This is a genomic window from Krasilnikovia sp. MM14-A1259, assembly GCF_047159535.1.
Taxonomy (GTDB): domain Bacteria; phylum Actinomycetota; class Actinomycetes; order Mycobacteriales; family Micromonosporaceae; genus Actinoplanes.
Window position 1 is genome coordinate 630,242 of record NZ_BAAGAJ010000002.1, and the last position, 18,583, is coordinate 648,824.

At 71.8% G+C, this 18,583-nt stretch carries 19 protein-coding genes; 8 read left to right on the forward strand and 11 right to left on the reverse strand.

Annotated elements, in window-relative coordinates:
• The 4 genes from ACMCNK_RS02690 to ACMCNK_RS02705 all read right to left on the reverse strand — a co-directional run bounded on the left by ACMCNK_RS02690 (nt 1) and on the right by ACMCNK_RS02705 (nt 4,474).
• Nucleotides 1-1,089 carry a M15 family metallopeptidase gene (locus ACMCNK_RS02690; RefSeq protein WP_412734778.1) on the reverse strand — a complete coding sequence of 363 codons (1,089 nt, stop codon included), beginning with the start codon at nt 1,087-1,089 and terminating at the stop codon, nt 1-3.
• A gap of 194 nt (nt 1,090-1,283) precedes the next feature.
• Nucleotides 1,284-2,378, reverse strand: a complete 1,095-nt coding sequence (locus tag ACMCNK_RS02695) for a hypothetical protein (RefSeq protein ID WP_412734779.1) — start codon at nt 2,376-2,378, stop codon at nt 1,284-1,286.
• A gap of 94 nt (nt 2,379-2,472) precedes the next feature.
• On the reverse strand, nt 2,473-3,141 hold the full coding sequence (locus ACMCNK_RS02700) for a dienelactone hydrolase family protein (protein WP_412740735.1): 669 nt from the start codon (nt 3,139-3,141) through the stop codon (nt 2,473-2,475).
• A 46-nt stretch (nt 3,142-3,187) separates the two neighbouring features.
• The gene (locus tag ACMCNK_RS02705; RefSeq protein WP_412740736.1) at nt 3,188-4,474 is read right to left on the reverse strand and encodes an erythromycin esterase family protein; all 1,287 of its coding nucleotides are present in this window, start codon (nt 4,472-4,474) and stop codon (nt 3,188-3,190) included.
• A gap of 135 nt (nt 4,475-4,609) precedes the next feature.
• Between ACMCNK_RS02705 and ACMCNK_RS02710 the strand changes: the two genes are divergently transcribed.
• From ACMCNK_RS02710 to ACMCNK_RS02740, 7 genes are all read left to right on the forward strand, one after another.
• Nucleotides 4,610-4,900, forward strand: coding sequence for a DUF3040 domain-containing protein (locus ACMCNK_RS02710; RefSeq protein ID WP_412734780.1), 291 nt, complete (start codon nt 4,610-4,612; stop codon nt 4,898-4,900).
• 205 nt (nt 4,901-5,105) lie between these two features.
• Nucleotides 5,106-5,933, forward strand: coding sequence for a class I SAM-dependent methyltransferase (locus ACMCNK_RS02715; protein ID WP_412734781.1), 828 nt, complete (start codon nt 5,106-5,108; stop codon nt 5,931-5,933).
• A gap of 1 nt (nt 5,934) precedes the next feature.
• A complete protein-coding gene (locus ACMCNK_RS02720) occupies nt 5,935-7,140 on the forward strand; it encodes a glycosyltransferase (RefSeq protein ID WP_412734782.1) in 1,206 nt (401 codons plus the stop codon).
• The gene (locus tag ACMCNK_RS02725; RefSeq protein WP_412734783.1) at nt 7,137-8,084 is read left to right on the forward strand and encodes an NAD-dependent epimerase/dehydratase family protein; all 948 of its coding nucleotides are present in this window, start codon (nt 7,137-7,139) and stop codon (nt 8,082-8,084) included. The genes ACMCNK_RS02720 and ACMCNK_RS02725 overlap by 4 nt, the downstream gene beginning before the upstream one ends.
• Before the next feature lie 102 nt (nt 8,085-8,186).
• Entirely contained in the window at nt 8,187-8,999 is an 813-nt protein-coding gene (locus tag ACMCNK_RS02730) for a TylF/MycF/NovP-related O-methyltransferase (RefSeq protein ID WP_412734784.1), read from the forward strand.
• Between the two features lie 115 nt (nt 9,000-9,114).
• Nucleotides 9,115-9,267 carry a hypothetical protein gene (locus ACMCNK_RS02735; RefSeq protein ID WP_412734785.1) on the forward strand — a complete coding sequence of 51 codons (153 nt, stop codon included), beginning with the start codon at nt 9,115-9,117 and terminating at the stop codon, nt 9,265-9,267.
• A complete protein-coding gene (locus ACMCNK_RS02740; protein ID WP_412734786.1) occupies nt 9,264-11,378 on the forward strand; it encodes a sensor histidine kinase in 2,115 nt (704 codons plus the stop codon). The genes ACMCNK_RS02735 and ACMCNK_RS02740 overlap by 4 nt, the downstream gene beginning before the upstream one ends.
• On the opposite strand, the gene ACMCNK_RS02745 is transcribed toward ACMCNK_RS02740, so the two are convergent.
• Genes ACMCNK_RS02745 through ACMCNK_RS02760 form a run of 4 tightly spaced genes read right to left on the reverse strand, consistent with a single transcriptional unit; the run spans nt 11,379 to nt 14,985 of the window.
• Nucleotides 11,379-12,611, reverse strand: coding sequence for a cytochrome P450 (locus ACMCNK_RS02745; RefSeq protein ID WP_412734787.1), 1,233 nt, complete (start codon nt 12,609-12,611; stop codon nt 11,379-11,381).
• Nucleotides 12,608-13,831: a cytochrome P450 gene (locus ACMCNK_RS02750; protein WP_412734788.1), complete on the reverse strand. Its 1,224-nt coding sequence runs from the start codon at nt 13,829-13,831 to the stop codon at nt 12,608-12,610. Before ACMCNK_RS02750 ends, ACMCNK_RS02745 begins: the two co-directional genes overlap by 4 nt.
• 4 nt (nt 13,832-13,835) lie before the next feature.
• Nucleotides 13,836-14,438, reverse strand: coding sequence for a class I SAM-dependent methyltransferase (locus ACMCNK_RS02755; RefSeq protein ID WP_412734789.1), 603 nt, complete (start codon nt 14,436-14,438; stop codon nt 13,836-13,838).
• 25 nt (nt 14,439-14,463) lie between these two features.
• Nucleotides 14,464-14,985: a VOC family protein gene (locus ACMCNK_RS02760; protein WP_412734790.1), complete on the reverse strand. Its 522-nt coding sequence runs from the start codon at nt 14,983-14,985 to the stop codon at nt 14,464-14,466.
• Between the two features lie 320 nt (nt 14,986-15,305).
• On the opposite strand from ACMCNK_RS02760, the gene ACMCNK_RS02765 reads away from it, so the two are divergent.
• Entirely contained in the window at nt 15,306-15,767 is a 462-nt protein-coding gene (locus ACMCNK_RS02765; protein WP_412734791.1) for a hypothetical protein, read from the forward strand.
• On the opposite strand, the gene ACMCNK_RS02770 is transcribed toward ACMCNK_RS02765, so the two are convergent.
• From ACMCNK_RS02770 to ACMCNK_RS02780, 3 genes are all read right to left on the reverse strand, one after another.
• Nucleotides 15,764-16,843, reverse strand: a complete 1,080-nt coding sequence (locus ACMCNK_RS02770; RefSeq protein WP_412734792.1) for a hypothetical protein — start codon at nt 16,841-16,843, stop codon at nt 15,764-15,766. The genes ACMCNK_RS02765 and ACMCNK_RS02770 overlap by 4 nt on opposite strands.
• The gene (locus tag ACMCNK_RS02775) at nt 16,840-18,078 is read right to left on the reverse strand and encodes a coproporphyrinogen-III oxidase family protein (protein WP_412734793.1); all 1,239 of its coding nucleotides are present in this window, start codon (nt 18,076-18,078) and stop codon (nt 16,840-16,842) included. The genes ACMCNK_RS02770 and ACMCNK_RS02775 overlap by 4 nt, the downstream gene beginning before the upstream one ends.
• 163 nt (nt 18,079-18,241) lie before the next feature.
• The gene (locus ACMCNK_RS02780; RefSeq protein ID WP_089009173.1) at nt 18,242-18,391 is read right to left on the reverse strand and encodes a thiocillin/thiostrepton family thiazolyl peptide; all 150 of its coding nucleotides are present in this window, start codon (nt 18,389-18,391) and stop codon (nt 18,242-18,244) included.
• Nucleotides 18,392-18,583 lie beyond the last annotated feature (192 nt).

An 18,583-nucleotide genomic window follows, 5' to 3' on the forward strand; every position in this document is an offset into this window, starting at 1 on the left:
TCAGGCGCCGGTGATCGACCAGTGCCACGCCTCGGACGGCAGGTTCACGAATCCGTACCTGGCGGCGTGCGCGGACAGCCACCGGAACGCGTCGCTGTCGCGGGTGATCGTCGAGCCGCCGGACGTGATGTCGATCGCCAGGCCGAATTCGTGCAACGACGTGCCCGGAATCGCGGTCGGCACGCGGCACGACGAGGGCGGCGCGGTCCAGACGTCCGGGCAGCCGTTGATCTTCCGGAGTTCGATCTGCTGCTGCTTGGTCCGGTACCCGCCACCGGACAGGACGATCCCGCCGGTCTTTGCGTCCGCGAGCATCCGCCGGAACGCGAACGCGACGCTCTTGTGCACGGTGATGCCGTTGACCGTGGTGGTGTCGGCGGTGGTGAACCGGGCCTGGATGTCCGTGACGACGGAGCGGCTGATCGCGGCGGCCTGCGCGGCGTACTCGGCGGAGTGGTCGAGCGCGATGAGCCGTCGCTGGTTCGTGCGGATCGCCGCGGAAGTGCGCTGCCACGCCGCGGTCACCCGGTCCAGGTTGACCGTGGCGGTGCGGGAGGACACCTGTGCCGTCCTGAGCGCCGCAGCCGCGCTGTGCGCCTGGGTCCGCCGGAGGACGACGGACTTCGCCGAGGCGGTGACGACGTTCTTCGCCCGGGCCACCGCGACCGCGCTGCTCGGCCGCTGCTGCGACACCACGACCAGCCGGTTTCTCGCGCTGGCCAGGTCCTCCCGCGCAACCGCATACCGGGTACGGGCGTACGCGTCGAGGCTGACGGCCGTCGTCACCGCGGCCAGCGCGGAACCCTGCACGGTCCGGGCCGAGGCGACCCGGCGCCCCTGTACCACCAGGGCGGCGCGCTGCGCGGCGAGAACCTTGCGGGTCCGCACGTACTGCGGGGTCGGGGTGAGGCTGTGATACATCAGCGACGACCACCGCGTCGCGGTGCCCGGCACCTGAGCCGACGCGGAGTCGGCCACCCCGGCCACCGCCATGCACGCCACGAGTGCCGCGCTGATCGCTCCGGCGAGTTGCCGCCGGGTCCGGGTCCGCTGCGGTCGATCGGGTCGCGCGTGCGGTCGTGTCGTCATCGGGTAGGGCCCTCCGCCTGATCAGTCAGGGGCAGCGGGCGAATCGCCGGGATACCGACAGAGGTCCGCCCCCGAGACCATGCGCCGACCGTCGTGGGAGCATGGCTGAGCCCCGAGGTTGTTCAGACGAGAGTCCTGCGCGGCGGGTGCATCCGGGTCCCGGCGCCGGAGCGGGCAGGTTGCCGAGCCCGCGGTCAGCTGCGGGCGGCCGCCGAGTTCCGGTTGACCATCAGCCCGGTGGCGTCGACAGCCTCGAAGTCGGAGCCCTTGAGCCGCTTGAGCGTCTGCAACTGGTCGTTGTTCCACCGCTGGTCGGGCGCGCCGCTGACGTACCAGGCCGAACCGTTGTCGGCCACGATCGCGCCGTAGGTTTGCAGGGCGCGCACGACGGCCCGCGCCTGGGGCGGGAAGCGATTCGGGTCCACGCCGGCGCGCAGCCGCAGCCGCAGCCCCATCGGCGGCAGCGCCGAGTCCGGCCGGCCGGCGTGGTGACGGGCCGGCCACAGATGCGCGGCCTGGGAACGCGGCACGGTGATGCGCACGGCGTGGTCGACGTGGCCGGCGGCGACCTCCTCGTATCGCACGAGGCCGGGCAGGATGGGCAGGCCGGCGGCGTCGGCGGAGGTCCAGCCGTCCGGGCGCAGCCGCTGGCTGTGCAGGTCGTACACGGCACCGGAGCCGGCCTGCCAGCCGTTGCCGGCGGGGTGGGCGTCGAACAGCTCGTACGCCCGGCAGGCCGCGGGGTCGTAGACGATGATGTGCCGGTCACCGCTGCCGGACGGGCCACCCTCGATCTTGGCGTTGCGCGGGATCCGGTACGGGCCGCGGTCGCTCTCGTCGGCGTAGTCGAAACGTACGGGGACGCTCGGTGTGCCGGCGGGCGCGACGGTGACCGGGATGCCGATCGGGCCGCCGTCCCACTGTCCGGAGCCGAAGTCCGCGGTGAGGGAGGCGCCGGTGCCGATGCTCGCCACGTACGTCGCCGACCGGGCGTGCCGGGGCAGCCGCGACACCTCGGCCCGCCAGTAGCTGCCCGCCGGCACCGGGTCGCAGGCGGCGGCAGCCGCCCGGGCCGGGGCGGCCGACCGCCCCGCGCCCGTCGCGGAGCTCGCGGCCGTCGGACGCGCCGATCCGGCCGCCGATGCGGCGGCCGGGGGAAGCGCGGCCCCGCCGGTCGCGGACGGCCCGGTGGTCGGCGCCGGGGCGGCGGCGACCCGGTTCTGCCCGTCGTTGCAGGCGGTCGCGGTCAGGAGGACGGCCGTGGCGGCGACGGCTGCTAGGACACGCACGGCCGACATTGTGCCCCAGTCCCGGCCCGGGCGCGATGGGGCGGACCAGGGACCGTGCACGTCTGTCACCGCGCAGCAGGGCCGGTGCTCCCTGTCATGCGTGCGCGGCAGGCGCGGCCAGGTGGTCGGTGAACCACCGGCCCGCCTGCTCGGCGACCTGCTGGAGCGTGCCCGGCTCCTCGAACAGATGCGTGGCGGTCGGGATGATCCGCAGTTCTGCCGACACCAGCATGGTGTTGCGGGCCTGCTCGTTGAGGTCGAGGACCAGAGCGTCGCGTTCCCCGACGATGAGCAGCGTCGGCGCGGCCACCTCCAGCAGAGCGGGCCCGGCCAGGTCGGGACGCCCACCGCGGGACACCACGGCCCGGACCGCGTCGCGACGCGCCGCGGCAGCCACCAGTGCCGCCGCCGCGCCCGTGCTCGCACCGAACAGTCCGATCGGCAGCACCGCGGTCTGCGGCTGGTCCTGCAGCCAGTCGATGACGCCGATCAGCCGGTCGGCGAGCAGCCCGATGTCGAAACGCAGTTCCCGGGTGCGTGCATCGACGGTTTCCTCTCCGGTGGTGAGCAGGTCGACCAGCAACGTCGCCAGCGACAACCGGTTGAGGTCCGCGGCCACCGCCCGGTTGCGGGGACTGTGCCGGGAACTGCCGCTGCCGTGCGCGAACAGCACCAGCCCGACCGCGTGCGCCGGCACTGCCAGGTCGCCCTCGAGCGCCACATCGCCCACCGCGATCCGGTGGGCGGTCATCCAGTCGGTCATCTCCATCCCCTTGCTCCTCGATCCGGCCCCTTGCTCCTCGATCCGATCAGACGCCGGAGGGATACGTCTGGGGTTCCGCCATCACGGTGCTGCGCAGGTGCAGCGGCCGTACCGCCTGGGACTCGTCGAACCAGCAGAATGCGTCGTACCGCTCGCCGAGCACCGTCGGCACGTAATTTCCCCACCGTTCGCGCTCGGGGCGGTACACCACGCCGATCGCGCGATGGGCCAGCTCGTCGGTGAGCACGCCGGGCCGGTCCGTCGGGGGCAGGACGCACAGCGCGCGCTCGGGAGCCGTGGCGTGCAGCACCTCTTCGAGGGAGTCCGGGCGGCCCGGAGGGACCGGCATGACCTCCATCGGCGCGCCCCACGCGTCGCCGGCGACCACGGTTCCCCGGTGGGTGCCGAAGCCGACGAGCACCACGTCGTCGGCGCCGTAGCGTTCGCGGGCGAGCTGGCCGAGGTTCACCTCGCCAGCGTCGGCCATGTCGGTCGCGCGGGCGTCGCCCACGTGCGTGTTGTGTGCCCACACGATCGCCTTCGCGCCGGGGCCGTAGCGGTCGAGGAGCCGGTCCAGGGTGTCGTCCATGTGCCGGTCCCGTACGTTCCACGACTCCCGCCCGCCGTGCACCAGTGCCCGGTAGTAGCGTTCCGCGCCGGCCACGACCTCGGCGTTCTGCCAGGCGCCGAACCGGGCGGCCCCGTCGGACGCCGCCGCCGCCCGCAGGCCGACGAGCAGATCCACCACCTCGTTCTCGCAGTCGGTCGGCACGAGCCGACTCGCCCACGCGTACTCCTGCGGGTTCTCGGCGTACGGCTCGAAGCAGCGGAACGCCGCCATCGCGGCGGGCAACTGCTCCGGATCGTGCACGTGCAGGTACGTCAGGATCTCGCGCAGCGACTCCCACAGCGAATACACGTCCAGCCCGTGGAAGCCCGCCCGTTCGGGCTCCTCGACGGTGCTGTTGCGCGCGTGCAGCCAGCTGGTGAAGTCGACGACCTCCTCGTTCGCCCACATCCAGGTCGGCCACCGGTCGAACGCCAGCAACGCCTCGCGCGGGTCGGCCGGTGCGTCGGGCCGGCACCGTACGCTGCGGTCCACCCGGTCGCAGTCCGGCCAGTCGCCTTCCACGGCGACGAACGCGAAACCCTTCTCCTCGATCAGCCGCCGGCTGATCGCCGCCCGCCACGTGTAGAACTCGTGCGTGCCGTGGGTGGCCTCGCCGAGCATCACGACCCGGGCGTCCCCGATGCGATCGAGCAGGACGTCCAGGTCGCCGGCGTCGGTCAGCGGTGTCGCCAGCGCGGACACCTCGTCGCCGTATCGCTGCATCACTGCGTCGTTCCCCGTCACAAACCGGGCAAACCATGGATCCCGGGCGGGAGCGTGGTGGGCCGACCGCATAGCGCACCCGCATCGGGGTAGAAGCCGGGTGGGCCGCAACCAGCCGCAGCGGAGGTGAGTCCGGTGCTCGGTCGCAGTGATCGCCAGAAGCTCGCCGAGCTGGAACGCGAGCTCACCATCGACGACCCCGACTTCGTGGCCCGGATGCGCGCCGGATCGGGGCCGCTGGCGGCGAGCCTGCGCAGGCCGGTCCTTCTGCGCCTGATGAGCTTCGTCCTGGGCGCCGCGGCGCTGGTGTTCGCGACGTTCGCGGCCTGGCTGCCGTTCTTCAACGCCCTGATCCTCGTCGCCGCCCTGGAGATCGGGTGGCTGGTGTGGCGTGCGGGCCGCGACGGCGAGGGAGTGGAACCCTGACGGCGCCCGGTAAAACATCGCTATAAAGACGCTTCAGATGGTGTCGAGAATCAATGGACGATGGTTGACATCGAAAATCCCGCGATTCTAAGCTTTGCCCTCATGCGGGGGGCCATTCTCAGCGTTCCACTTCCCGCATTGCGGGGCCGGGCGCATTCGCGCCGGCAGGATCGGGACGCGGTGGTGACGGGAATCGGTGCCTGGGATGAGTCTGACTGAATATCTGGAATTCATCGGAGATCCGGCCGGCGACGACGTCGAAGGGTGGCTGTACCCCACCGACGCGCAGATGCTCGCCGTGGTCAACGAGGTGCAGGTCCGCCGGGGATGCCGCGGCGACATCCTGGAGATCGGCGCGTACAAGGGTAAGAGTGCAATTCTGCTCGGATTCTTCCCGGCCGCCGGGGAAACGCTTGTCGTCTGCGACGTGTTCGATTCCGAGTCCGGGCTCACCGCGGACAACCACACCGAGAACGAAGCGTTCTATCCCGGCCTGCAGCGCGCCGACTTCGAGAAGAACTACCTGCGATTCCACGACCGGTTGCCGACCGTGCACGCCCGGCCCTCCGCCGAGCTGGACATCCTGGCGGACCGCTCCTGCCGCCTCGTGCACATCGACGGCGCCCATTCGTACGAGGCGACGCGGGCGGACCTGGAGACCGCGCGGCGGGTCCTCGGGCCCGGTGGCGTCGTCGTCGTGGACGACTGGTCGAGCGCACACATCCCGGGCGTGGCCGCCGCGTTCTGGGAGCAGTACCTCGGCGGTGCACTGATCCCGCTGGCGTTCACGAAGGGCAAGTTCTACGCCACGTGGGATCCCGCCGGCCTGACCGGGCAGGAGGTCGCCGACGGTGTGGCCGGTCGCCCCGAACTGGAGACCAAGCCGCCGATCCGGCTCGGCCCGCACGAGGCGCGCGGCGTCACGATGACCCCGTCCGCGTGGCAGCGCTACTCCGCCGCGTTGCGCGCGGCGTACGCGAAGCTCTATGCCGGCGGTGGCAGCGCCCCCGCGCCGCAAATGGCCGGATTCTGACGTGCGCGTCGCTCTCACCTGCCACGCCAATCCCAGCCATCTCGTGGGCGTGCTGGCCGCGGCCCGCGCCCTGCGGCTCGGCGGCCACGACGTGGCCGTCGCGTCGGGCCCGGCGGTCGGCGACCGGATCGCGCGGGCGGGCTTTCCGCTGCTGCCGGTCGCGAGCCTGCTGTCCATGGACGAGATGATGCGCGCCCGGGCCGGGGCGGTACGCCCGGCGCGGCCCGGCCGCCCGCCCGCACATCCGTTCGTCACGCCGTCGACGAGCGGGCAGGCGGCGGAGATCACCACCGTGCTCGGCGCGTGGAAACCCGACTGCGTGCTGCGCGACTCCACCGAGATGGGCGGATACGTGGCCGCCGAGTGCTTGGGCGTGCCGTCCGGCACGGTGGACATCGCGCCGCTGTCGCCGGTCGCCCGGGACGGGGCGCTGCCGGAACTCAACCGCCTGCGGGCCGGGTTCGACCTGCCTCCGGTGAGCGACCCATGGCACCCCGTGCGCCCCTTTCGGGTGGGCCTCGTGCCGGATGTCTTCTACCCGGACGGGCTGCGCTGGCCCGGCGCCCGCCACTACCGGCCGTCCACTGCGGACGATCGGGCGGACGCGGAGGCGGCAGCGAGTCTCGCCCGTCCCGCCGGCGCCGGGCCGCTCGTCCTGGCCAGCCTTGGCATGAACGCGCCACACTGCGACCCCCGGTCCACCACCGTGCTCAACGCGATCATCGAGGCGCTCGGCGGGTTGCCGGTCACCGGCGTCGTGGCGCTCGGGTCGGGCACCGATCCGGGCCGATGGCCGGGTGCGCGCGCGGCGAACGTCCACCTCGCAGCGTTCGTGCCGCAGCGGGCGATGCTGCGCTCGTGCGACCTGTTCCTCACGCACGGCGGATTCAACGGGGTCCGCGAGGCGTTCGACGCGGGGGTGCCTATGGTCGCCGTGCCGTTCTTCGGCGATCACCCCGCCACCGCCGCCCGGCTGGCGGACCTGGGGCTCGCGACACCGCTCGACCTCGCGGCGGTCACCGCGGCGACCGTACGGGCGGCCGTGGCGGCGGTCCTGGCCGACACCGGCTTCCAGGCGCGCGCCGGGCTGATGCAACAGCGGATGCGGGCGCTACCGCCGCTGGACCGGCTGGCTGACGATCTCGAGGCGTTCGTCGCCAGGACGGCAAACCATGTGACGTCGAGTACGGGGAGGCAACGTTCATGAAGGTCGGCGTAACCGGCGGACGCGGATTCATCGGCACGTACGTGTGCGAGGAGCTGGCGCAGCGGGGCCACGAACCCGTGGTCCTCGACCGCCACCGCCAGCCCCAGGAATCCCCCTGGGAGGTGGTGCTCGGCGACGTCCGGGACGCCACCGCGATGATGGAGTTCGCCGCCCACTGCGATGCGGTCATCCACCTCGCGGCCGTGCTGGGCACCCAGGAGACGATCCGCAACCCGCGGCCCGCGGCGGAGACCAACGTGTTCGGCGGGCTCAACTTCCTGGCCGCCATCGCCCAGTACGAGCTGCCCGGCGTGTACATCTGCGTGGGCAACCACACGATGGACAACTGCTACTCCATCTCGAAGACCACGGTCGAGCGGTTCGTGCGGATGTACAACGCCGAGCACGGCACCCGGGTGAACTGCGTCCGGGTGGTCAACGCGTACGGGCCGCGGCAGCTCGCGGCGGCGCCGTTCGGGTCCGGCAAGGTCCGCAAGATCACCCCCGCGGTGGTGTGCCGCGCCCTGTCCGGCATGCCGGTCGAGCTGTACGGCGGCGGTCACCAGGTGTCGGACATGGTGTGGGTCGGCGACGTGGCGCGGGCCCTGGTGTCGGCGCTGGAAACCGCGCAGGCCGGGCGCATCGTCGACGTGGTGGAGGTGGGCCCGACCCGGTCGACCACGATCCGGCACGCCGCCGAAACGATCATCGATCTGGTGGCCGACCGCGGCTTCGGCCGGGCGTCCATCGTGGACCTGCCGATGCGGCCGGGGGAGGACCCGGCCACGCCGGTGCGGGCCGACGCGCAGACGTTGCCGGCGATCGGCATCGATCCCGCGTCGCTGCGGGGACTCACCGACGGGTTGGCCGAAACGGTCGACTGGTTCATCAAGACCGAGGGCGAGCACTGGACCGCCCCGAACGGCCTGCGCCGCGCCGCCTGACGGGCGTTCATTCGACGCTGGCCGGCACCCGGCGCGGCCCCCGGGTCCGGCCCGAGCGTGCTCGGCCCCCGGGCCGGGCCACCCATCCGGAGAGGAGACACCGTGACCACCCCTGACGCCCGGCTGTATCTGGACCTGCTCCGGCGGTGCGTGACCAACGTGATCTACCAGGACCCGCCGGTTTCGCCGCCCTGGCTGCCGCCCGCGGCGTTCGACCTGCAAGCCCGGACCGCGGGCCTGGACTGCCCGAGCCTGGCCCACACCATGATCGGGTACGCCCGGCTCGACAACATCCGCGAGCTGACCGAGAACGTGCTCCTCGACGGAATCCCCGGGGACTTCCTGGAAGCCGGGGTGGGCCGCGGCGGCGCGATGATCTTCCTGCGCGGCGTGCTGCGGGCGTACGGCGTCACGGACCGTACGGTGTGGCTGGCCGACTCGTTCCAGGGCTTCCCCGAGCCGCCCGCCGACGCGCGGTACCGGATGAGCGACGTCTACCCGGACCTGACCGACGAGCAGCACGAGCAGCGACGCCAGGCCGCGCAGGCGATGAAGGAGCAGTTCCTGCGCGGCGGGTCGGCCGACGAGGTACGGAACAACTTCCGCCGCTACGGCCTGCTCGACGACCAGGTACGGCTGCTGCCCGGATGGCTCGCCGACACGCTGCCCACCGCCCCGGTGTCACGGCTGGCGATCCTGCGGGTCGACAACGACCTCTACGACTCCACGTACGCGACCCTGGAGCACCTGTATCCCAAGGTCTCGGCCGGCGGCTACGTGATCGTGGACGACTACCACTTCCTGGAGGAATGCCGGCGGGCCGTGCACGACTACCTGAAGGCCGCCGAGGTGCCCGACCCGCAGCTGGTCACGATCGACCAGTGCGGCGTGTACTGGCGCAAGACCGCGGCGTAGTGCGTCGCGGTGTCCGGTCCGGGACCTTGGACCTGCCCGGACAGGTCTGCCGGAGCTCAGCAGCGGTCTCCCCGGCGGCGATGGGAATAGTGAGAAGCCGGCTACGGAGGGCGTCATGCAGGTGTTCGGGACCGTGTTGCGGGACTCCCACAGGCTCGTGGGTGCCCTCGATGCGAACGCACATCTGAGCAAGCCGTTCATGCGTACGCGGTGGTGCATGGCGGTGCGGGAGCTGATGGGCGGCGACCCGGAAGGAAGCCGGCGATGAGCCTGCGGGCCTCGCTGCTGCGTACCGTCCTGTTCGTCTCGGCCTACCTGGCGACGGTCGTGGTGAGCCGGGCGCCGATCGCGGCGCACGGGGGGCTGCACGAGCTGTGGCCGTCCGCGGGTGTCGCGGCGATGTGGCTGGTCGCCCAGCGCGGGGCACCGGCCCGGTGGGTCGACCCCGCGGTGCTGCTGGCGGCGACCGTGGGCGTCAACCTCGTCGTCGGTCAGCCGATGGCCGTCGCCGTGCTCTGCGGCCTGATCGTGGGCGTCCAGGTCGCCGCGTTCCGGTGGCTGCTGTCCCACCCACACCCGAACACCGGCGGCGACGCGCCCCGCACCGGGCTTCGCCGCCCGGCGGACCTGTGGCCGCTGCTGGTCGCCGCCGTCGGCGCCACGGCGGCCGGCGCCGCGGTCGGCTTCCCGGGCCTGTGGTTGGCCACCGGCACCTTCGTCGGGGTGCAGACCGCAACCATGCTGCTCTGCACCCTCACCTGCATGTTGCTCTACGGCGGCCTGGCCCTGCAGGTCGGCGCGAAGCTGTCCGCCCAGCGCGCCCGGTACGGATCGCTGGCCGCGGCGTGGCGGCAGATCATGCGCGACACCACGCGCGCCCGCGCATACGAATACCTGGCGGTCGTCGGGTGCTCGCTGGCCGGCTACGGTCTCACGTTCGGCCTCTCCGGCGTGACCATGGTGTTCCCGCTGCTCGCCCTGAGCGTGTACTCCGCGGTGCGGCTGTCCACCATCTATGTCTTCGTGTTCAGTGCGGTCGTCACGTTCGCCACCAGCGCCTCCACGCTGTGGGAGTCGGGGCCGTTCGCGATGCTCGGGTCACCGCAGGGGCAGGTGCTGGTCGCGCACGCGTTCGCCGCCACCTCCGCCCTGATCGGCCTGACCCTGGCGCTGTCCCGCGACGAACGCGCCGCGGTGACCAGCGAGCTGGCAGAGGAGAAGGCCCAGGCATCGCGGCAGGCGGATTTGATGAACGCGATCGTCAACTCCATGGCCGACGGCCTGGCCGTCGAGGACCGCGACGGGCGGCTGGTCATGCACAACCCCGCCGTGGCCACGCTGCTGGGGCGCGTCCGGACTCACGACGTCGACGACGCCAGCAGCTTCTACGGGTTCCGCCGGCTCGACGGCAGCCCGATCGCCGACCACGAGCTGCCCCACCGCAAGGTGACCTCCGCCTGCCAGGGCCACTCCATGGATGTCCTGGTGAGCAACTCCGACCTTCCGCACGACCGGATCGTGCGGCTGACCGCCACCCCGCTGACCGACCCCGACGGATCCCTGGACCGGTCGGTCGTGCTGATCCGCGACGTCACCGCCGAGACGCGGCAGCGCGACGAACTGGCCAGCTTCGCGGGCGTGGTCGCGCACGACCTGCTCAACCCGCTCACCACGGTCGAGGGCTGGACCGAAGCCGTCGACGAAACCCTGGGCGACATCCCGGAGCACCCCGCGGTGGCGGCTGCGCACACGGGCCTGGCCCGCGTCGAGCGCGCCGCGGCCCGCATGCGCGGACTGGTGAACGACCTGCTCGCATACACCACCACCCGCGACGCGTCCATCACCCCGGCACCCGTCGACCTCACCAAGGTGGTCACCGACGTCGCCGACGCCCGCATCGACACCGCAATGGCCGCGGAAAAACCCGTGCCGGTCTTCACCGTCGGCGACCTGCACCCCGTGCACGCCGACCCGGTGCTGATCAGGCAGCTGCTGGACAACCTCGTCAGCAACGCCGTCAAGTACACCGCCCCGGGTGTCATCCCGCACATCTGGGTGACCGGCGCCTGCCAGGACGACACGGTCACCGTGACCGTCGCGGACAACGGCATCGGCATCCCGGCCGGGCAGCACGCTGCCATCTTCGACACGTTCCACCGCGCCCATCGCGGCAAAGGCTACGCGGGCACCGGGCTCGGCCTGGCCATCTGCAAGCGCACCGTGGAACGCCACGGCGGCACCATCACCGCCGCCGACAACCCCGGCGGTGGCACCCGCTTCACCTTCACCCTGCCTGCGGACATCACCACCGGCGCGCTCGACGTCGGTCGCCACGACCGGTCGCACCGGCCGATCCGTACGCCCGAGCGTGTCGCCTGATCAGGACTCTCGGTTCACGAGCAGCACCGGCAGTTCGGCGGGCAGCCGGTGGAACCGGTTGCCGGTGATCGTCACGTCGTGCGCCGCCGGCACCAGGGTCAGATCGAATCGGGCGAGCAGCCGGGACAGGCCCTCCTGCAGTTCGACGCGGGCCAGCGGGGCGCCGAGGCAGAAGTGCGCCCCGGCGCCGAACGTCAGGTGGTGGCTCGCGGCACCGCGCGACACGTCGAACCGTTCCGGATCGGGCAGGCGCAACTCGTCGCGGCCGGCCGAGTCCATCGACACGAACACCGCCGCGCCGGCCGGCACCACCACGTCGTCGAGTGGCACGTCGGTGGTGGCGTACATCATCCCGGCGAAACCGGTGCTGGCCTGCGCGTACCGGAGAATCTCCTCGACGGCGGCGTCGACGGCGACCTCGCCGGAGCGCACCCGGTCCAGCTCGGCCGGATGTTGGAACAGCGCCAGCAGCCCGTTGCCGAGCTGGGTCGCCACGGTCTCGTACCCGGCGACCGTCAGCAGCAGCACGGTCGAGACCAGATCGTCGTCGGACAGGCCGGAACCGTCCCCGGCCGCGATCCTGATCAGGTGTGACAGCGGGTCCGGGCCGGGCTCGGCGCGCCGCCGCCGGACCAGCGCGACCGCCGCCTCGTGCAGGCCCGCCATCGCGGTGCCGAACGCGGCCATGGACGCGCCGCCCGCCCGCATGGCCTGGGCCCACGCGTCGAAGCCGGGTCGCAGGTCCTCCGGTACGTCGAACAGCATGCCCAGAACGTTCAGCGGCAGCGCGAAGGCGAACCGGTCCATCAGGTCCACCGGCCCCGGCGCGGCGGCCATGTCGTCGAGCAGGTCGTCGACGAGACGCCCGATGCCGGTACGCAGGCCCTCGGCCTGCCGTAGGTGGAAGACCTGGCCGGTGTGGCGACGCCAGCGGGCGTGATCGGCGGGGTCGGCGATGGACAGCCCGAAGTCGAACGCGGCAGCGCCCGGCTTCCGGGCGCTCGCCTGCTCACCGGCGGCCCGCGCACGGACCGGGCGCCGGCTGAACCGCTCGTCGGTCAGCACCATCCGCACGTGCCGGTAGCTGGTGACCAGATAGGCCGAGGCGCCGTTGGCCAGCCGCACCGGGGAGACCGGGGCCTCGCGCCGCAGGCGGCCCAGCTCCGGGGGCAGCTGAAACGGGCACTGTGCCGGGAACGGATACGCGGTGACGGCTTCGCCGAGCGTGGTCATGGTGTCAGCTCCACAGGTAGGGCGACGAATCCTCGCGTCATGAACTCCGGGAAGCGCCGGGCGCCGGGCGCCGGGCCGAGCGCGGTGGCGTGCTCGACCAGCGCGCCGAGCAGATGAGCCAGCGCCCGCCGGGACATCGCCGCGCCCAGGCAGGACGTGGCACCGTGCCCGAAGCCGAGGTGGCGGGAGGCGGCGCGGGCGCCGCGGGCGGGGTCGAAGGAATCGGCGGCCGGCCACTGTGCCTCGTCGCGGTTCGCGGCCCCGACGAGGCAGATCATCAGGCTGCCCGCCGGGATGGGCGTGCCGGCCAGCGTGGTGGCGGCGCGGGCGAACCGGCCCAGCGCCTGGGTGGAGGTGTCGAACCGCAGGCCCTCCTCCACGGCGTCGGCCATCCGTGACCGGTCGCGCCGCAGCCGGGCGTACTCCTCGGGCGCGTCGACGAGGGACTGCAGCAGCGTGCTGAAGCTCAGGACGAGGCCCTGATGGGTCACCAACGAGATCATCAGTCCGGTGCCGAGAACGAACTCCAGGTGAGCCGTGAGGTCCGAGGTACCGCCGGGCAGCGCGGCCAGGTGACCCACGAAGTCGTCGACCGGGTGCTTGACACGGTCGACCGCCTGCCGCGACAGCAGCCGCCGGATGTCGACGACGATGCGGGCCCGCGCCGCGTCGCTCAGGTCGTCGGCGTAGCCGCTCTCGGCCCACGCCCGGAACACCGGCAGATCCGGTGGCCGGACCGCCATCAGGCCCGCGAGCAGGCTGGTGACCAACGGCACCGCGTACCCGCGGACGACATCGACCGGGCCGGACGCGGACCGCTCGGCCAGGTCTGCGGCGGCCACGGCGCACTCGGCCGCGAACCCGTCCCACAGCGCGTCGGCGAACGGCGTGGTCAGCGCGCGCCCGGTGGTCCGGCGCCCCACCGCGCGCTGCCCGGGGTCGTGCCCAGCGAGCGCGGGGACCTCCGGTACGCGCCACGATCTCGCCCCGTCCAGCACCTGCCGCTGCAGGCCGCGCAGCAGCGGCTGCCCGACGGGGTCGAAGTCCCGCGGCCGGCTGAACACCTCGTGACACAGGTCGTACCGGGTGACCAGCCACGCGTCCCAGGTGGACGAGTAGTGCAGGCCGCCGGTGGCGCGCAGCCCCGCGTACGCGGGGTACGGGTCGGCGACCAGCGCCGGGTCGCGCAGGTCCAGCGGTTCGGTCCGCAGGTCGGTCACCATGTCAGGCCCGGCGGGTCATGCGGTACCACGTCGGCCCGGCGTCCGGGATGCCGCGCTTGCTGCCCGGCACCGCCGAGACGAGCTCCCAGTGCGGGCCGAAATCCGAGTCGATCTCGGCGGGGCGGACGCTGAGCGGACCCTTCGTGAACGCGTACAGGTACAGCGTGGCGCCGGGTGCGGCGAGCGTCGCGATGTTGCGCGCGTACACCGCCTTCGCCTCGTCGCGGAAGCTGTGCGCGCACCCGAAGTCGAGCAGGAAGTCGTACGGGCCGGTGACCACGCCGTCCAGGTCGGTCAGCAGGTCGGCCACGACGAACTCGACCTGCACCGCGCCGTCGGTCGCCTTCTGCCGGGCCTGCTTGATCGCCTCCGGTGCGATGTCCACGCCGGTGACCCGCCAGCCGTGCTGGGCGAGGTACACCGATTTCGTGCCCGCGCCGCAGCCGAGGTCGAGTGCCCGGCCCGGCGTCAGCGCGTCGTCGCCCTCGATGAGGTCGACCAGTTCCGGCATCGGCGGGCCGAGATCCCACGGCGAGAACCCGACCCGGTACGCGGCGTTGTAGACCTTGTTCACCAGCTTGGACGACTGGGCCTGCTTGCTCATCGCTGCTCCTCGATTGGCGTGCGGTTCACCGGCCGAGCCGCACCGGCTGGTCGCCGGTCCGGACGCTGTCCTTGAGCTCGTTCCAGGTGCGGGCCCGGTCGGCGACCGTGGTCAGCACGACCACGTACCCGTCCGGGTCGGTTGCCTCGACGTCGACCGTGTTCCACGGCGTCGACAGCGGACCGTTCACGGTGCCCTGCGGCAGCTTCTCCAGCCGTGCCGCGATGGCCCGCATCGACTCCTCGGTCTCGCCGTTGAGCGTGAAGCTGAGCCGGACACCGCGCCCCAGCGGACCCGGCAGCGGCTCGCGGGCGGGCCGCAGCAGCATGTCGCGGTACTGGGCGCGGCGCAGGTGGACCACGGCGAGCTGCCCGTCCGGGCCGGTCAGCTTCTTCTCGACCCAGAATCCGAGCCCGTCGACGTACCACTGCACAGACCTGTCCAGGTCGCTGACCAGCAGGATGGCGAAGTTCGGCATGTCCGGGACGTCGTCGAAGCCGACACCCGCGGGGGCGTCCTCGTGGCTCGGATGGTTCGGCAAAGTCATGAGCGGTCCTTTTCCGTGGGAATTCGGCGGCGAAATCGGCCGTGCCGGAACTCGCGGGCGCTTGGACTGGAAGATATCCAACGCCGAGTGCCGTCACAAGCGTCATTGACGGGGGAAGAATCGTCGTGTTAAGCGGCACCTTCGTGACGGAAGCCGCCCTGACCTGCTGGTTTCTTGGTGTCTTTGGCGTTCCGGGAGTGGTGTTGCATTGCGTCGTTAGTGGCTTTCAAGCGAGCCTTGACGGCGTCTATAGCGATTCTGAAACAGTTTGGGAAATTCCCCGATGCCAAGCATGGAGATCCGCGATCAGGTACGCAAGAATGGGGCTCGTGGAGAACAACGAGCTGTTCTGTTCCATCATTGTGTGGGATCTGACCCGCTCCGAGCAGACGGTCGCGTCGCTGCGGGCCTACCTGCGCGACTACGCCGTCGACGCCTACTCCCGGGTGCCCGGGTTGCGGCAGAAGGTGTGGATCTCGTCGACCGGCCCGGACGGGGAGACCTGGGGCGCGGTGTACCTGTGGGACAACCCGGCCGCCGCGTACGGGCGCCCGCCGGTCACCTCGCAGGTGAGCGAGCTGATCGGATACCTGCCGACCAGCCGTCGGTATTTCGGCGTGGAAGCCACCACCGAGGGCGTCAGCGCCGTCGGCGCGCTCGTGGCCGGGCTGGGCGCCGCGTACGGGCCGCCCGCGGCGGAGCCGTACCGCAGGCCGGTGGAGTACACACCGGAGGTCGCCTCGATCATCCCGGTCACCCGCGCCGGCGGTGAGAGCGGCTAGGACAGGCTGGTGAGGATCGACATGGCGTCCGTGCCGCTCAGCGATTCGCAGGCGCGGCTGGCGATGTGGCAGAGGAAGTAGCGTTCCGCGAGCGCCACGCCGGCCGTGTGCAGCCCGACGTACAGCAGGCTGGTCGCGAGGCGTACCGCGAGGAACGCGGGATCGCCCTGAATGTACTGCTGCAGTGTGGTGGACGCCCCGGCCCGCTGGTGGAACCGGCTGTGGGCCAGGCCGTTGCCGTGCTGGTCCGGATCAGGTGGCGCGGACACGGTCAGTTCCCCGGCCGCGAACGCGGCGCGGAACTCGTGGTGCGCCGCCGCCGCGGCGGAGAACCACCGGGCAGCGGGGCCGTCCTGCAGCGTGCCGGCATCCGCCGCCGCGAACACGCTGCCGACGGTCTTGTCGATGACCGGCCGGGCGTCGCGGTAGCGCTGCTCCATCGCCGCGCGCGCGGCGGCGGGGTCGCGGCAGGTGGCGAAGAACGCCTCGGCGTGGGAACGGAAACTCACGAATCCGAGCGGCACCCCGGCGAGCGCCAGTGCCTCCGCGCCGGGAGCGGCCGACGGGCCCTGCGCCTTCAGGTGGGCCGCCATCACGGCCAGCGCGGCTTCCACCATGGACCCGCGACGCTCGCGTCCCGTCTCGGCCAGCTCGACCAGCGCGGGCGCGACGCGATGCAGGAAGCCCCGCGACATGGCGGGTAGTGCAGCGCCACCGAAGACCGGCCCGGCAAGCGGCACGAGCCGCGCCGGCCGCACGACGGCCACATCCGCGGCCGCGACCGGGCCGCTCGCTGTCGTGACGGCCGTTGCCACGGGTGCGGTTGCGGGCGACGCGGCGAGCACCGCACCGTACGCGTCCGCCAGCTCGTCGCCGCTCGCGGCACGCGCCTGCACGTACAGTGCCGGTGCACGGTGCGCGGTGACGTCCCGGACCAGCAGCGGGTCGCTGATCGCGGCCGAAGGGTGCGCCGCGGTACGCAGCAGCGGCCCGGCCACGTCGGCGACCACGGCGCACCACCGGTCGACCGGTACGACGATCTCCAGCTCCCACCAGCGGCGGGTGTCACCGCTCATGCAAGCTCCGGCTGCGACATCGCCATCTCGAACGCCAGCTCGATGAGGGTCACGCCGACGTTGCGTACCGGCAGCCGGATGCCGCGCTCGTCGCTGACGAGGCCGCGTCCGCGCAGGAACTCGGCCAGCGGCGCGATCGACGCTCGGGTGAGCACCTCGTCGAGGTCGGTGCCGGTGGCGGTACGCCATTCGTCGCGCAGGATGCCGTCGAACATCGCGAGCCCGGCTTGCAGGAACGAGACCAGGACCCGGTCCTGGCTGGCCGGCACGGCGATGTCGAAGCTGGTGGGCGCCTGCACGTACGCATGCAGCAGGCCCTTGCGGTGCGACAGGAACTGCTGGTTGACCAGCGAGATCGCGCCGGAGCCGAGGCCGACCGTGTCCGCCCGCAGCTGGAAGTACATGGCGGCGAACGGCGACACCTTGCCGAAGTAGCCGGACGCGTACTCGGCGAGCCCGGCCGCGTTGATGCGCCGCCGCGCCTCGGTGAACAGAAGTTTCTGGCTGCGCAGGTAGCCGCGTTTCTCGTCGGGGTCCATCCGGCGGCGCATGAACGTGCCGGGGGTGGGCCGGAACGAGTACAGCGACAGGTGGGTGACCGGCAGCTCCAGCGCCCGGTCCACGGTGTGGCGCAGCTCGTCGACGCTCTGGTCCGGGAATCCGGACATGATGTCGATCGACACGTCGTCGAAGCCGACCGCCCGGGCGGCGTGGGTGAGCCGGATGGCCTGGTCCGCGGTGTGGCGCCGGCCGAGGCGCTTGAGCCGTTCGTCGTCGAAGGACTGGACGCCGCTGGAGACCCGGTTGAACCCAAGGTCGCGGAAGAACGCCAGCTTGCGCTCGTCGACCGTGTCGGGGCTGCACTCGATCGTGGCCTCGGCGACCGTGCTCAGGTCGAACGCGTCGCGCAGGGCGGTCATGACGCGGGTGGCTTCGTCGTCGTCCAGGCTGCTCGCGGTGCCGCCGCCCCAGTAGATCACGTACGGCATCGTGGCCGCGTCCGCCAGTTCGGCGCCGCGGTGTTCGATCTCCCGGCAGAGCGCGCGGATGTAGTTCTCCCGTACCGAATCGCCCGGCTTGCGGAGCAGGTCTTTGTTGGGGATCGCCTGCACCCAGTCGCAGAACGTGCACCGCGAATGGCAGAACGGCACGTGTACGTACAGCATCAGGACGCGCTGGTCTGCTGTGCTGCTGGGTAGGTCGAGCCGGGTGTCGGCGGTCGGTGCGATGGTCATGGCCGTCCTTTCGGTGCGCCGGGTCGGACCGGCACATCCGGACGTGCCCCGCGGCGCCTGGGGCCTTTCGGCCGCGGGACACGTCCGGTGTGACGAGCAATCTCAATGTCGGGTCATCGGCGGTCGCCCGCGCTGACCCGCGGGATCGAGGCCCGACGGTGCGTCAGGACGAGCAGCTGCAGCTGCACTCACACGTGGTGCACGACGCCGACATGACCTTCGCGACGACCTCGCTGTCCTCGAGCCGGCTCTCGTCCAGGAACTCGGAGATCTCCAGGTCGTCGATGTCCAGAGTCGACAGTTCGTTCTCCATTTTGCCACCTCTTTCTGATGCGTTCGTTCGCGTTTGTGGCCCCGCAGCGAAAACTATTGAGCACCCGATGCGGGTGTCAAGGTTTTCCGGACAACTAGATATTCGCTAAATCGACGCTATAGGCACGCTATCCGTCGATCACAAAAGCGACAACAGGGCGGTCTAGAATGGACCAGGTCTCGCTGCATCCTC